This window comes from Acinetobacter sp. TUM15071 (assembly GCF_008980925.1).
GTDB classification, from domain to species: domain Bacteria; phylum Pseudomonadota; class Gammaproteobacteria; order Pseudomonadales; family Moraxellaceae; genus Acinetobacter; species Acinetobacter dispersus.
Window position 1 is genome coordinate 405661 of the sequence record NZ_BKGB01000001.1, and the last position, 14988, is coordinate 420648.

Here is a 14988-nt window from a genome sequence, read left to right on the forward strand (position 1 = left end):
ACGAGATTAAAAAAAATAACTGATGCGTTCAATTCTTATAAATTGATATTTTAACGATGATAAGAAACTTAAAGTTTGGGTTCTAAGCAAGAGATTTTCGTAATCCTCTCTGATACAGCAATGCTTAACATACCTATAAAGCATGAAGATATATGTGGAATAGGCTTGTGTATTTGGCTGGATTTGTTCTAATGAACTCAGGTGGAATAATGATTTTTTGCACAGCAACCCATTCTTCCACGCGAGAAAAACGCGGTCATTTATGGATCAGAATGGCATTTTTCTTGCTGCTAAAACAACAAACACTTAGCCAGGTGAAAGGACGATGACATCACTCAGCCGAAATATGGATCTTATCCATCATTCGCATCAGGCCGATTTTGCTCAAGATCTGATGTCAATGATCTGTGGTGAACACCGCTTGGATACCCTATGTCGAGAAACACTCGATTTTCATTATGACGGGATTCGTTTACCGCATAAAAAAATGGCGATCGGAACCATCAGTTATGGCGCCAATGTCGCCATCAATATTGCCAACCTGAAAGCCTATAGCATCAGCCTGCCCTTTCATGGCAAACAAACGCTGAGTATCCGTGGCGCAAAATACCAATCCGACGCACAAACGGGTTTGATTGTCTCCAATCAAGATTTACAGGACTTGGTTATTAATCAGGACTGTCAAAAATTTCAGGTGGTGATTCCTGAAAATAGCCTGCAACTGGTCCTGTCCGAACTGCTGAATCAACCGATTGAAGAAGCCATCGTATTTAATCCTGAAATTTCATTATCGATGACTGGCTTGATGCAGGCATGGTGGAACAATATTGAAAACTTTTTACAGTTAAAATCACACTATGCCGACTTTTCAGGTCTACCCATGTTTTCTGAGGACTATGAAAATTTTGTGATTAAAGCCCTGCTGCTATCTCAGGAAAATAATTATTCTGCAGCCTTACATGAACGTTGCAACCGAGGCGAGCCAGCATACCTGCGCAAAGTAAAAAACTTTATCATTCAGCATGCCCATGAAGCCCTCAATGCCGAAAGCTTACACACGTTGGCAGGTGTGTCTAAATCCAAACTCTATGCAGAGTTTCAGCAGCACTATGGTCTGAGTCCGATGGCCTATCTGCGTAAATATCGGTTACAACAAATTTATAAAATATTGAGTAATACCGCCAAACATCAAAAAATTTCCATCTCCAAACTGGCTTATGACTGGGGCTTTAATCATCTCAGCCGCTTCGCTCAGGAATATAAAGATGAATTTGGAGAAAAACCGAGCGAAACCCGAAATAAACATGAGTGAACATTCTTAAATAAAAAAAGCCCAGTCAACGTACTGGGCTTTTTTATCCATTAATTAACTGGTGCTTAACACTGGATTGGCTTTGTTGTTCTGACGCATGGCTTTTAAACTCAAGGCAATGAAAGCAATAAAGGTCGGCAAGGCCAGCAAATAGAAAATTCCGCCAAGGCTAATCTCGTAAGTAAAAATATAAGAACCAAAGAATGCCCCAAAGATGGCACCAACGCGACCAATCCCATGCATCCAAGATACCCCAACCGCACGACATTGCGACGGATAAAATAATGCTGCCAAAGGTAGCAATGATGATTGAGCGCCTGTCAGCAATGCCCCAATCAGGAAAATACTGATGCCAAGCAATAGGATGCTAGAACTGACGAAGCCTGCAACAATAAACATGATAAATGCAGTCAGGTAAGCATATTTAATCACCAGAGTTGGATTCAGTTTATCCATATACCAGCCCATGATGACAGCACCAATCACCCCACCAAAAGGGAAAATCGCGGCAATTAAACTAAACTGTTGTGTACTGAACCCTGCGGTTTTTAAAATGGTTGGCATCCAGCTGGTTAGCAGATAGAACACCAAAAGGCTCATAAAACAGCACAGCCATAACATCACAGAACCCCACAGATATTTGCCTAAAACTGTTTTGACTGGGCTTTCACTGCGATCTACATCAAGGTGTGGCAACTCGATTTTAACGGTGTCGGTAAATGCATGACCTTGAATCTTTGCCAAAATCTGTTGCGCTTTCGCTTGCTGCTCTCGTTTAATCAGATACGGGACTGATTCTGGCAATTTCAGTAATAACACCACCACGAGGAACAACGGAATAATGCCACCCAAAATCACCACTTTGGCCCACCCGAGATTTTCCAACAAATAGGCAGACAACAGACCACCACAGGAAATTCCCAACATAAATCCACAACCCGCCAAACCAGTCAGAAAGGCTTTGCGTTTCGCAGGCATATATTCAGAAACGATGGTACTGATGTTTGGCATCGCTGCACCCAAACCCACACCGGTAATAAAGCGGTAAATCATCAAGTCCTGCGTGGAAGAAGCAAAACCACACAAGATGGTAAATAAGGAAAATAATAAGGTCGTGAATACAATCACCCCTTTGCGTCCAAACCGATCTGCCAATGGCCCTGAAATAATTGCACCGATCGACATCCCCACCAGTGCCGCGCTGAGTACAGGTGCCAATTCAGGCTTGCTGATACCCCAATCATCCAATAAGGCGGGTGCGATAAAACCAATAATTCCTGTATCTAAACCATCGCAAAAAAACACCAAGAAACCCAGTGTAAATACCAGCCATTGCAATGGCGATAAGCGGTCACGATTGATTACTGTATTAACATCAACTGTCTTCATCTTTATTCCCTTAAAAGCAAATTCTGTTAAAACTTCTGTTGGTTGGATCAATTAAATATCTGCAGTCAATCTCCCCTTCAGAATTATCTGCATGCATCCCATATTTTTAATGTTGAGGATGATGTTTTTGATGAATGAAAAAAGGGATGGTCATTACGATGTTCCATCCCTTTCTCTATTAAGCATCAAGTGCAATACGTGCACTATTGCTTTGTAAAAACTTCTCGCTATAGAGACGGTAATTCGTTAATGCTTGCTCATCCAGCCAACTTTTGACCGCTTCGATCATCGGCGGTGGCCCGCATAAATACATATCAAAAGCCTGTTCTGCCAGTTGCTCCCGATTCAGATGCTGATGGATATAACCTGTTTTGCCTTTCCAAGTCTCTGAAGCTTGGGTGACGATGGGTTGATAGTTAAAATGTGGCATTCGTTCTGCATAGGCCTGTAAACGTGACTGTTCGCATAAGTCGGTTGCCTGATTGACGCCGTAATACAACTGAATCGCAGGTGCATCGGCTTGCTCGGCAATATTGTCTAGCATACCTAAAAAGGCGGATAGACCTGTGCCACCTGCAATAAACACCAATGGTCGTTGCACTTCACGCAAATAGAAACTGCCCAAAGGTGCTTCCATCATGATGGTCTGACCGACTTGGCAGCGTTCACGTAAATAATTACTCATCACCCCATCAGGCAATAAACGAATTAAAAATTGCAGTTGATTGTCTGGATTGGGGCGATTGGCAAAGGAATAAGAACGCCAATCCTCTGTTTCAGGAATCTGCAAACGCGCATATTGACCCGGCAGAAACTCAAGTTGCTTGGTATATGAACTGGCATCGACATGCAAGATGGCGGTAGTCTCAGACACCAGTTCAAGCTTAGTCACTTTGCTGGCAATTTTTAAGGTTTCACCTGCATGGCACATCTCGGAGCTATGATCAAAATAAAAGGCAGCATTGGATTTGACCCGTGTTTGGCAGGCCAGCATTTTACGCTCAGCCAAATCACGCTCGCTCAAGGCATCTTCATCGACATATTCCTGTTCATAGATACCAGTTTCGCATTGGCCCTGACAGGTCCCGCACACGCCTTCACGACAATCCAATGGTAAATTGATGCCCTGACGAATGGCAGCATTCAACAGTAACTCATCCTCTTGGACTGAAATAAAAAAGGTTTTGCCATCGGCAAAATTAAGTGCAACTGAATGTCCCATCATGATGCTCCCTTAAACATGATAAAAATCTAAGACCGAATCAATTTTGTCATTCAGCAAAATCGTGTGTTGACGGCGAATACGGAATCCTTCTGCCATAGGTCTTAACAGATAAGTGGCATGTCCATAGAAACAACCTTCCAGTCCTTGACGGTTATATAAAGTGCTCCAACCGACTTTGGCTTCAATCAAACCCTCTGGCAGAGTTTTGACCTGTACATTTTGAATACTGTGCTGGGTGCGTGGTAATGGTGTGGCCGATGCGGCTTTGCCGGTACGGATACGAAATACGCGGTCTTCCAGACCTGAGCGATCAGCATAATAGATATAAGACAAGCCCTGATTCGGATCTTCGACATATCGATGGTCATCAATCCATTGTGGAATGTGATATTCGCTATCTTCATCATACAATTCCAGATAGGCATCCCAATCATAGCGATCACACAGTTCAGACTTCTGATATAAAAATTGTGAAACAGCAAAATGTAATTCAGCAGTCATGGCTTAGACCTCCTCTGTCACAGTATCTAACTGGTAGGTAATATCCTGCATTTTTAAGGCCTTGCGATTTAAGCCATCCAGCATTAAGCGCTGCCATTGACCGTGCTGATTAACATACAAGCCTTCATGCGTCAGTTCACGACCCGTGATCACAGGTTGAATCCCGAGATCCTGTGCATTCTGCGTCAGCTCATAACACCATTTATGCTGTCCACGAGAAATATCACTCCAGCGCTCCAAACATGCTTGGAAGCCTTTTTGCTGTTCACGGAACTCCACTAGATCATCAGGCGTACCTAAGCCAGAAACATTGAAAAAGTCTTCAAACTGGCGAATGCGGTTACGACGTGCCTCAGTCGACTCGCCTTTTACTGCCAGACATTGACTAATCACTTCGGTTTTATTCCACGCCACAGGACGGACAATCCGCAGTTGAGAACTGATTTGATCCATAAAGAATAAGCTTGGATATAGGTTTAGATTTCTTAGTCGATGCATGGCCCATTCCGCACGCTTAGCACCATATTTTTCCAGAAGATAAGGCATCACCGTGTCATAACCAGGACGCACGGCTGGATTTGGCATGTCACTGAATAGGACACTGTGACCGTTTTTAAAACTGAACCAGCCATCATCGGTTTGGTTATCGCCCGCACCTAATTTGCTGTAATCCAAGGTATCCAGATCATCGCCTTTGGCCGCATTGACCTGTTGGCGATGTTGTACGGTTGAGACATAGTTATAGTGCACGGTACTGACGTGATAGCCATCCAGACCATTTTCATTTTGCAGCTTCCAGTTTCCTGCAAAGGTATAGGCAGACTTGCCTTGCAGGACTTCCAACTCACCTGTTGGCGACTGCTCCACCATTAAATCGAGGAATACTTTGGCATCCCCCAAAAAGTCTTCAAGGGTATCTGTGGCTTGTGTATCCAGACTGACAAAAACAAAACCACGGTAGCTGGCAATGCGTCCCTGTTTGAGACCACGACTCGACTTATCGAAATCTTCACAATATTCAGCAGGTGCTTTGACCTTGACCAGACGGCCATCAGACTTATAACACCACGCATGGAACGGACAGGTAAAGGTCGATTGATTGCCTTTGGCCACACGGGTTAAGGTTGCACCACGATGCTCACAGGCATTGACCATGGCATGCAGTTGACCTTGGCCATCGCGGCTAATAATCAGTGGTTGACGTCCAATTTGAACCGTTAAAAAGTCATGATTGTTGGGAATTTCACTTTCGTGACAGGCATAAATCCATACTTTTTCAAAGATCAACTCCATTTCCAAATCGAAAAGCTCAGCTTCTGTGAACATCTCGCGTGCGATACGGAATACACCCTCTTGCGGGCGAAAATCCAAACATCCTGTGATGAAATCTTGCCATTCTGCAATATTACGTGGAGCCATTTTTATCTCCTCCAATCCATAAAAACCTTTTCATGATTGAAGCCTGATTTATGGCTCAGCTCTATCCACTTTTTCCAGATCTCTATCCAGTTTGGGAATTATTTGGGGATTGCTCTATTGCAAGATAATGAAGCCAATTGAGGTGGAAATATTCCTACCTCAATCTGACTTATCGAATGATATTTTAGGGAAGATAGGCCGTTAATTTTTAATCGCCCGTGTTGCCAAAAAGGTTGGCATAAATTGATCCACTAAAAAGCGTGGTTGTGGTTGATCATCTTCATAAAAGCTTTGAATAAGAAAACCTGCGGCCAGTTGCCCCTGAATTAAATCCGTTAGGCTATGTCCAAACACCACTGCCTCACCTGCTTGCAGTTTGGCATTGAGTGCCTCTGCACCCAGATCTTGAAGATCGGAATAAGGTAATCTATAAATCGGGCGAATCAGCCCCTGTTTGGCATATTCAGGATTGCGATCTGCAATAAAAACCACAGGATTATAAAAACTGGCGATCAAAACCCCTTGCGGTTTGAGTACCCGATAGCATTCCCGCCATACCGCTTCAACATCGGCAACATACAGGTTTGAAATCGGCTGGATGATCAGATCAAATTCAGCATCCTGAAATGCCTGCAAATCACACATATCTCCCTGCACGGTCTTGAGCAAAAGCTCTTCCCGTTCCGCAACCATTCGGTCTTGCTGCAATTGTTGATCAGAAAGATCAAAGACCGTAACTTTCGCGCCCGCAGCCGCCAACACAGGTGCTTGTTGACCACCTGCAGAGGCTAAGCACAGAATTTTTTTTCCGACAATATCACCGAGCCATGCTTTGGATAATGGTCTTGAAGTGATATGTAGCTCCCAATCACCATGACGTGCTGCGCGAATCAGTTCATGACTGACGGGACGTGACCAAGCTTGCTGTTCTCTCGCCTGCTGATCCCAAGCTGCACGATTATGGCTGAGAAAATCGAAATGATGGATTGGCTTTGCCACAATGAAGCTCCCTTTTCTGACGCTTAAATCGTTCAAGATAGAAATACGATATCAATGCGAAAAAAGGAAGCGGAGTTCAGGACAGAAGCTACTGCCTAAAAGACAGCTGAGCTTGTGCCATCTAAATTAATAGGCATAAGACGCAATCGCGGTTGCAATCGCTTTACCTTCATCATTAACCATGGTCATGCGCATAGTGCATCCTTTACGTCCCAAACGTAAGGTTTCGGCACGCGCAATAAAATATTTACCACGCCCTGGCGCCAGATAATCCACCCGCATATCTACCGTGGCTAAGCGTGATACTTTTTTGATGGTATCAGGCAAATCTTCTGGTGAGGCGCGGCGATAGAGCTGCTCCATGGCTGCCACACCACCAATACTGTCCAGAATCGTGGCAGCCACGCCACCATGTAAAATCTGAAATGCCAGATTCCCGACCAGTTCTGGCTGCATCTCCACATAGGCTTCAATTTGATCATCGACCACTCGCATGACCATGCCACTGTATTTAAAAAATGGACAGGCATTGAATGCCTTACACAGCTGTTTCAAGACCACTTGGTGATCTGCCTTGGCACCTAGCTGAATATTCCCAGTCCAGTTTTTCTTTACATCATTCATACGCGGCCTACACTCAATGGAAAGAATAACTTTCCATTATTTTGCACAAATCTAAAAATATGGGGCTACAATAGCGGGGTTCTGTAATTGGGTAACAGCGCTAAGCTCTCCCTAGCCTGACTTAATACCTCAATTATTCCTATAGTGTAATACTGAACATCGAGATTGTTATGACTTATACGTTCAATCGTCCAGCTTTTCCTGCGACTCGCATGCGCCGTATCCGTAAAAATGACCAACTTCGTGCCATGGTCAGCGAAACTCATTTAACTGCGAATCATTTGATTTATCCAGTGTTTGTATTACCAGGACAGCAACAAACCCAAGACATTCCAAGCATGCCAAATGTGCAACGATTGTCAGCTGATTTATTACTTAAAAAAGCAGAAGCCTTGCTTGAACTCGGGGTCTCAAAACTTGCCTTATTCCCTGTCACACCACAACAAGATAAAAGCTTAACAGCGGAAGCCGCTTGGGATGACAATGGCTTGGTTCAGACGACCTGTCGCCTACTTAAAAAAGAATTACCAGAGATGGTCTTGATTACCGATGGTGCTCTTGATCCTTATACCACGCATGGTCAGGACGGTATTATTGATGACACGGGTTATGTACTTAATGATGAAACCGTTGAATGCTTAGTGAAACAAGCACTCAGTCATGCTGCGGCTGGTGCCGATGTAATTGCCCCGAGTGACATGATGGATGGTCGTATCGGTGCGATCCGCCAAGCACTAGAGCAAAACGATTTTATCTACACCAACATCATGGCCTATTCAGCAAAATATGCCTCAAGCTTCTACGGTCCTTTCCGTGATGCCGTTGGTTCTGCCAGCAACCTGAAAGGTGGCAATAAATACAATTACCAAATGGACGTAGGCAACCGTGCTGAAGCACTGCATGAAATTGCGCTGGATCTGCAAGAAGGTGCGGATATGGTGATTGTCAAACCGGGTATGCCTTATCTGGATGTGGTTCGTGAAGTTAAAGATACTTTTGGTGTGCCGACCTTTATCTATCAAGTCAGTGGTGAATACGCCATGCTTGCGGGCGCAATTCAAAACGGTTGGCTCTCTGACAGCGTGATTCTAGAATCGTTGATGTGCTGCCGTCGTGCAGGTGCAGATGGGATCTGGACGTATTTTGCGGAAGATGCAGCTCGTAAATTAAAAGAGATGAGATAGAAGTTATATTTCATCTATCTGAAAATGATAGTATCTACTCCAGAGTCTTGTTGAGCTCTCATCCTTATTTCTGGATTAGCCTTCGGCTCGACCTACTTTTCTTTCGGGAAAAGTAGGCAAAACCATTGTCATTCGCAAAACCTGTTCACTTCTTACATTTTTCTGATATTGGGGATGTATAACAGGACTTCTCTTAGCGTATATCACGCAGGTTGCGAATGACGTCTTCCGTGTAGCAAATTTCAAGATACGTTTTATCTTCGAAACCACTTAAATTAAAGTTATGCATATTGCCATCATTGGTGCGGGTATTAGTGGCTTAATGTCAGCATTGGAACTTGCTGAACAAGGCTGCTCTGTCGATATTTTTGACCAACAACTTGCAGGTCAAGCTGCCTCATGGGCGGGTGGAGGTATCCTCTCACCCATGTATCCTTGGCGTTATGCGCCCGAAGTCAATCAGCTGGCCCAATACGGCAAACAGCTCTACCAAACATGGAATGAAAAACTACTTCCCATCACTGGTATTGATTTTCAGATCCACGATACAGGCATGCTGATCTTTGATCAGGAAGATTTCGAGATCGGCTTAAATTATGCCTCTCGATACCAAGAACCGATGCAGCAATGCGAACTGCTCAATCGCCCCAAACTCGAAAAGATTAATCCCTATATTTCCCAGAAATTCCAACAAGCAATCTATTTCCCCCAACTGTCCAATGTTCGTAATCCACGTTTATTACAATCGTTAATTTGCTACTTAAAACAACACCCTGCGGTACGTTTTTTTGAGCAGTGCCCTATTGAAAAATTAATGATTCAAAATAAAAAAGTTCAAGGGATTGAAACCGAAGATGGCCAGAAATTTAGCGCAGATCATGTCGTAATTACGTCAGGGGCATGGAGTCAGCAATGGCAGCAACAAATCCAACGTAATATCCCCGTGCATCCCGTACAAGGACAAATGCTGTTATTTAAAACCCCTGAAAATTGGCTACCGACCATGTGCATGAATCAGGTGATGTATCTGATTCCACGTCAAGATGGTCACATCGTCTGTGGTTCAAGTATGGCAGAGACTGGTTTTAGTACTGCGGTGGATGAACACACTCAACAGGATATTCTCAATGCTTGTTTAGAGATGGTGCCTGAATTAGCGCAATTCCCGATTGTAAAACGCTGGGCAGGTTTACGCCCAAGCTCTCCACAGGGCATTCCCTATATCGGCGCAATGCCTGAACTAGAAAATCTTTGGGCCAATTTTGGACATTTCCGCAATGGTCTGTGTATGGGTCCTGGTTCAGCTCGTCTGCTACGTCAACTCATTTTAGGACAAGAGACGCTGGTTGATCCGAATGCTTACTCACCTTCGCGCTTAAAGCGACAAGATTTAATTTCTTGCTAAAATTTCAGTTAATGCCACATTTAAATCTGGATATTGAAATTGAAAGCCCTGTTCCAGCAAGGTCTTCGGCACGACATATTGACCATTTAAAATAAGCTGTGCTTGCTCGCCAAGCATCGATGTAAATACGCACTTAGGCATTCGCATAAAAGGTTTGCGCTTTAAAATGCGGGCAGCCGTTTGAGCAAATTGTTGTTGATTGATTTGTTCAGGTGCGACAAGGTTATACACCTTTTGACTGTGATTGGATTGCAATAGAAAAACCATGGCATTCAGTACATCTTGGATATGAATCCACACCATTGGTTGCTGCCCCGAGCCAATTTTTGCAACCGCATTCAATCGAATCGGTAACAGCATTTGTGGCAAAATCCCGCCCTGTCCAAAAACCACACCTAAACGAATGATCTTGGTATTTTGTTGACTAAATTTTAAAGCGGCTTGCTCCCACTTTTGACAAAGTTCAGACATAAAAATCGCTTGCGGTGGGGTATTTTCATCACAAATAAGCTTCCACTGTTCTTGTGGATCAATACCGTAATAACCAATCGCAGAACCAGAAATAATAGATTTCGGAAAAATTTGCCGTTGTTCCAGCCATTGATACAGTTGCTCTGTCACCGCAACACGGCTATGTACTAATTGCTGTCTACGTTGTTCCGTCCAACGTTTTGCACCAATATTTTCACCAGCCAGATTAATCACATAATCAATTTGTTGCGTTTCAATTTGATCAAGAACATTCACCCATCGTAGTGCTGAATGCTGAGAAACTCGATTTGGCTGTCTAGTCAGTGCAATGATTTGATATTGTTGTTCCAATAAAAAAGGCAACAAATGTGAGCCAATAAATCCACTTGCGCCTGTGATTAAAACCGTCTGTTTTTGCATTGCACCCTCATCCTGCATGATATTGATCAGCTCGATACCTCAGTCTTAGCAGAATGAAAGTGAATTACAAGTGAACTTTGTTCAACTAGTTGAACATTTTATTGGCCATTCTCTGTGCTTGCGGTCCATAAAACCAATAGGTAATTAAGAATAACGGTACAGCAATCACAAACCACATCGCCAACACCGTCAGCAAAAATTGGGGCTGTTTCAGATAGAGTAAAAAGTTCTGCCAAACTTCGGGATCTTTCCGTGCAAAAATAAACAGACCGAGAAGTAAGCCACATGCGTTATAGCCCCAAAAGATCAGACTAAAGCCGATACTTAAACGTTTCCGTTCCTGTGACGTCGGTGCACGGCGTTGTTGTTTGAGAAATTTGAATAAAATAACAATGATCGCAATTAAATAAGGAACCGCAGTCAACACGCCACCAATACTATTTGGTAAAATAGCGGCCAGTACGCCTGCCAACAATGTTGCAGTAAAACAAATTATAAAAAACCAGATATAGTACAAACGCAATGAAATCATAAAGATAAACCTAATTAGACTGGCTTTAGAAAATAATTATAAATTTTTTTCACTTTTTTTTCATTTTTATGTCAACCAATCCTCAACCAGTAGCGTTATATAAGGTACAAGGTCGCAGCAACCGATTGTACATTGCACGGCATCCGCAATGTTTTCGGTGACCTTTCATTATGACTCTCCATCTTTAACAATGGTTGTGTTAGCAGCCAGAACCATTGAAAAAGATTTTGACCGACGATTTATCATCACTCGAATCGTCGGTTTTTATTTGCCTGCAATTTGGGTTTGATTAGGTATTGGCTACATACATTTTAATCAGTCCCCCCTCCTCTTCAGTGACCGTGGTTAAAAATATCCAACCACACTTTTCATAAAAATCATCTAGGTCAGTCACTAAATAAAGCTTTTCAAATCCTAAACTTTTCATTTCTATACAGGCAAAATCCAGCAGCTGTTTGGCGATATTTTGCTTTCGATAAATTTCCTCAACAAACAAAGCACATAGGTTTGGACTGAGGTCTTTGCGCTCATGGAAATCATTATCGATCACCCCAGTGCCAGCAATGATGTGCTGATGTTCATTCAAAATCACATACCATTGCGGAATTCCGTCTGGCTGTTCAATCGAGGTTTGTATGCTGTCTCGATAGGCCTCAACAGGAATCCCCCATTTATCTGAAAACCACATTGCAGCCTGTTCTCGTAATTCAGGATGATTTGCTAATTTAATAATATTCATCAATACAGAATTAACCTCTTATATCTTGCTCAAATGTATTCAATGCGATTTTATGATCAAACCGCAAAATGCGCAGCTGCTTACATAAATCTCTCGTCTTTCAATTCCATATCTCTTTAGAATAATTATACGATTATAAAAATTAAGGACAGATTGAATGAACAACATTATTTATTTTGAAATTCAGTCATCAGATCCACAGCGTGACATTCACTTTTATCAATCCGTATTTGGCTGGAAATTTGAAAAAGTAGAAGGCCTATCCATTGAATATTATCGTATCGCAACCACAGGAATTCATGGCGGTTTATTACAACGTCCTGTAGCAACACCAGCAACAGGATGTGGAACCAATGCCTTTACCTGTAGTATAGAGGTGGCAAATTTCGATGAAACTGCAGCTAAAATTTTAAGTTTAGGTGGGATTATCGCCATGGATAAATTCGCGATTCCGAACCGCTGCTGGCAAGGCTATTTCATCGACCTCGATCATAATACCTTTGGGATTTGCGAAATCGATGAACAGGCGCAATAACTTGCTAAATTCAAGTTAAATTAAAATGATTACCGCCCCTTAAACTGCGGTGACCGTTTTTCTAACATGGCGCGAACCCCTTCTTGAGCATCTTCGGATACAAACAGCGGCATCAAATAATTGTTCATTTTTTCAAATGCAACTGTTTGGCCTTCCACGACTGCATCGGTAGCAGATGCCAATAAAGCTTGCACCGCCAACGGTGCGGCACTACAAATCTCTTTGGCAATTACCAAGGCACGTTCAAGTTGTTGCCCTGATTCCACCACTTCAGACAAGAGATTCAGCTCATAAGCCGTTTTGCTATTAAAAGTTTTACCCGTCAATAAATAAGGCATCGCTTTTTGCCAACCGGCAGCTTGTACAAAACGTACCGTTGCACCGCCAAAAGGCATAATCCCTCGTTGCACTTCGAGCTGACCAAATACTGTATTTTCACTGGCAATCACCACATCTGCATTCAGCATTAATTCGACTCCAGCGGTATAACAAATCCCTTGGACTGCCACCACCACAGGTTTGGTTCGATGTCGCCCGCCCGTTCCCCACGGATTAATCTGATCAGCCTCAAAATTAAAAATACCTTGTGAAATTTTGGACTGTAATTCCACTAGATCTAAGCCCGCAGTAAAGTGCTCACCATGCGCAAAAATCACGGCACAGCGCAGTTCAGGCTGATTTTCATATTCGGTTAAGGCTTGAGATAAATCATGAATCATATGGCTATCAAAAGCATTGCGTTTTTCCACACGATCCAGACCAATCAACATGATCTGATCCATGATTTCGCGGCTTACTTTACCTAAGCTCATTTTATCTTCCTTATTGTTAAAATAATGGCATTGAGATCAAACTAGAGCATCGTTGAAAAATGATCAAGGCACATCTTGTTGTGCTTTTCTGCTCATCAAGGCTCTCCCTTCCACCTGAATACGTGCTACCTTATTCTGGTTTATTTTATTTTTAGATTCATTTATGACCGTGCGTTTTTTTCATACGTCTGACTGGCATTTGGGGCAGTTTTTTTATAATCATTCCCGCCACTACGAACATGAACAATTTCTGGCATGGTTACTTGAGCAGATCAAAGCCAAACAACCGCATGCATTATTGATTGCGGGCGATATCTTTGATGTGATCAACCCGAGCTCACAGGCACAAAAACAACTCTATCAATTCCTGGCCGATGCACATGAGCTTGCCCCACATATGCAAACTTTGATGATTGCAGGCAATCACGACTCAGGCTATCGCATTGAACAAGTTGAACCCTTATTAGCAAAATACAATGCGAAAACGGTTGGTGTGATTCGTTGGAATCAAGATAAAACCCTCGATTTAGAACGTTTAATTTTGCCAATTTATGATGAACAAAAGCAGATTGTGGCATGGTGTATTGCCCTGCCATTCCTACGTTCAGCTGAAATCACAGGCTTTAATGAGCACACCACCAATAGCCAAAATGCAATTGCTTATCTACATCAGCAACTGATTGCTGAAGCCAAACGTCGTAAAACCGATGATCAGGCTCTGATTCTAATGTCACATGCACATATGCAAGGTGGAGAAACTTCGGACTCAGAACGTCCGATTATTATTGGCAATGAAGAAGCACTTTCTACCAGCCTGTTTGATGACAGTATCGATTATGTGGCGCTTGGACATCTGCATAAACCGCAAAAGGTACAGCATCCCCATATTCGTTATAGTGGTTCTCCAATTCCACTGTCATTTAGTGAAATCAACTATAAGCACCAAGTGGTCGAAGTCACCATTGACCCCACAAAAAGTGAAGACACGTTTAACTTTGAAGCTTTAGCGATACCACGAAGTATTCAACTGCATAAAATTAAAGATGAACTCACTGTAGTTATGCAACGCCTTCGTAATCTGCCAAATGAACCGATCGAAAATCTCGAGCATCGCGAATATGTCGATATCGAATATCATACCGCGACACCACCGCAGCCTAATCTACGACAACAATTTGAAGATGCCTTGCCCAAAGATCGGTATCGACTGGTGCGGATTTCCAGACAATATCTCTCCAATGAAAGTAATGCAGGGAGTAAGCAAACTATTAGCTTAGAACCACCGACACCCGAAAAACTATTTCAGCAAATTTGGGAGAAAAAGGGCTATCACGCCGATGATGAAGTCACTCAAGACTTTATGAGTTTGGTCGCAGAAGCGCAAAAGCAACTTGAAGATGATCAGACTGTTTAAGGACCTG

15 protein-coding genes are annotated in these 14988 nt (G+C 42.9%); 5 read left to right on the forward strand and 10 right to left on the reverse strand.

The window, feature by feature from the left end; translation table 11 throughout:
• Nucleotides 1–325: 325 nt before the first annotated feature.
• A complete protein-coding gene (locus GBI66_RS01810) occupies nucleotides 326–1312 on the forward strand; it encodes an AraC family transcriptional regulator (protein WP_151714967.1) in 987 nt (328 codons plus the stop codon).
• A 54-nt stretch (nucleotides 1313–1366) separates the two neighbouring features.
• On the opposite strand, the gene GBI66_RS01815 is transcribed toward GBI66_RS01810, so the two are convergent.
• From GBI66_RS01815 to GBI66_RS01840, 6 genes are all read right to left on the reverse strand, one after another.
• Nucleotides 1367–2701: an MFS transporter gene (locus tag GBI66_RS01815; protein WP_151714968.1), complete on the reverse strand. Its 1335-nt coding sequence runs from the start codon at nucleotides 2699–2701 to the stop codon at nucleotides 1367–1369.
• A gap of 178 nt (nucleotides 2702–2879) precedes the next feature.
• Nucleotides 2880–3929 carry an anthranilate 1,2-dioxygenase electron transfer component AntC gene (antC, locus tag GBI66_RS01820; protein WP_171494248.1) on the reverse strand — a complete coding sequence of 350 codons (1050 nt, stop codon included), beginning with the start codon at nucleotides 3927–3929 and terminating at the stop codon, nucleotides 2880–2882.
• Nucleotides 3930–3935: 6 nt separating this feature from the next.
• Complete coding sequence (antB, locus tag GBI66_RS01825; protein WP_151714969.1) at nucleotides 3936–4427, reverse strand: anthranilate 1,2-dioxygenase small subunit; 492 nt, start codon at nucleotides 4425–4427, stop codon at nucleotides 3936–3938.
• A 3-nt stretch (nucleotides 4428–4430) separates the two neighbouring features.
• Entirely contained in the window at nucleotides 4431–5846 is a 1416-nt protein-coding gene (antA, locus tag GBI66_RS01830; protein ID WP_151714970.1) for an anthranilate 1,2-dioxygenase large subunit, read from the reverse strand.
• Nucleotides 5847–6047: 201 nt separating this feature from the next.
• Nucleotides 6048–6845, reverse strand: a complete 798-nt coding sequence (locus GBI66_RS01835) for a class I SAM-dependent methyltransferase (protein ID WP_151714971.1) — start codon at nucleotides 6843–6845, stop codon at nucleotides 6048–6050.
• Nucleotides 6846–6971: 126 nt separating this feature from the next.
• A complete protein-coding gene (locus tag GBI66_RS01840; protein ID WP_151714972.1) occupies nucleotides 6972–7469 on the reverse strand; it encodes a thioesterase family protein in 498 nt (165 codons plus the stop codon).
• Nucleotides 7470–7639: 170 nt separating this feature from the next.
• On the opposite strand from GBI66_RS01840, the gene hemB reads away from it, so the two are divergent.
• Both hemB and thiO read left to right on the forward strand, forming a co-directional pair.
• Entirely contained in the window at nucleotides 7640–8653 is a 1014-nt protein-coding gene (gene hemB / locus GBI66_RS01845) for a porphobilinogen synthase (protein ID WP_151714973.1), read from the forward strand.
• A gap of 283 nt (nucleotides 8654–8936) precedes the next feature.
• Nucleotides 8937–10058 (forward strand): glycine oxidase ThiO, encoded by a 1122-nt coding sequence (gene thiO / locus GBI66_RS01850; protein WP_151714974.1) that lies wholly within the window; start codon nucleotides 8937–8939, stop codon nucleotides 10056–10058.
• On the opposite strand, the gene GBI66_RS01855 is transcribed toward thiO, so the two are convergent.
• From GBI66_RS01855 to GBI66_RS01870, 3 genes are all read right to left on the reverse strand, one after another.
• Nucleotides 10044–10949 carry a TIGR01777 family oxidoreductase gene (locus GBI66_RS01855; protein ID WP_151714975.1) on the reverse strand — a complete coding sequence of 302 codons (906 nt, stop codon included), beginning with the start codon at nucleotides 10947–10949 and terminating at the stop codon, nucleotides 10044–10046. The two genes, thiO and GBI66_RS01855, sit on opposite strands and share 15 nt — an antisense overlap.
• Before the next feature lie 85 nt (nucleotides 10950–11034).
• On the reverse strand, nucleotides 11035–11481 hold the full coding sequence (locus GBI66_RS01860) for an ABZJ_00895 family protein (RefSeq protein ID WP_151714976.1): 447 nt from the start codon (nucleotides 11479–11481) through the stop codon (nucleotides 11035–11037).
• Nucleotides 11482–11770: 289 nt separating this feature from the next.
• Nucleotides 11771–12220, reverse strand: coding sequence for a GNAT family N-acetyltransferase (locus tag GBI66_RS01870; protein ID WP_151714977.1), 450 nt, complete (start codon nucleotides 12218–12220; stop codon nucleotides 11771–11773).
• A gap of 157 nt (nucleotides 12221–12377) precedes the next feature.
• Between GBI66_RS01870 and GBI66_RS01875 the strand changes: the two genes are divergently transcribed.
• Nucleotides 12378–12755 carry a VOC family protein gene (locus GBI66_RS01875; protein WP_151714978.1) on the forward strand — a complete coding sequence of 126 codons (378 nt, stop codon included), beginning with the start codon at nucleotides 12378–12380 and terminating at the stop codon, nucleotides 12753–12755.
• 29 nt (nucleotides 12756–12784) lie between these two features.
• Here the strand turns inward: GBI66_RS01875 and GBI66_RS01880 are convergent, their stop codons facing one another.
• Nucleotides 12785–13567 (reverse strand): crotonase/enoyl-CoA hydratase family protein, encoded by a 783-nt coding sequence (locus GBI66_RS01880; protein WP_151714979.1) that lies wholly within the window; start codon nucleotides 13565–13567, stop codon nucleotides 12785–12787.
• Nucleotides 13568–13730: 163 nt separating this feature from the next.
• Between GBI66_RS01880 and GBI66_RS01885 the strand changes: the two genes are divergently transcribed.
• Nucleotides 13731–14981 (forward strand): exonuclease SbcCD subunit D, encoded by a 1251-nt coding sequence (locus tag GBI66_RS01885; RefSeq protein ID WP_151714980.1) that lies wholly within the window; start codon nucleotides 13731–13733, stop codon nucleotides 14979–14981.
• Nucleotides 14982–14988: the final 7 nt, after the last annotated feature.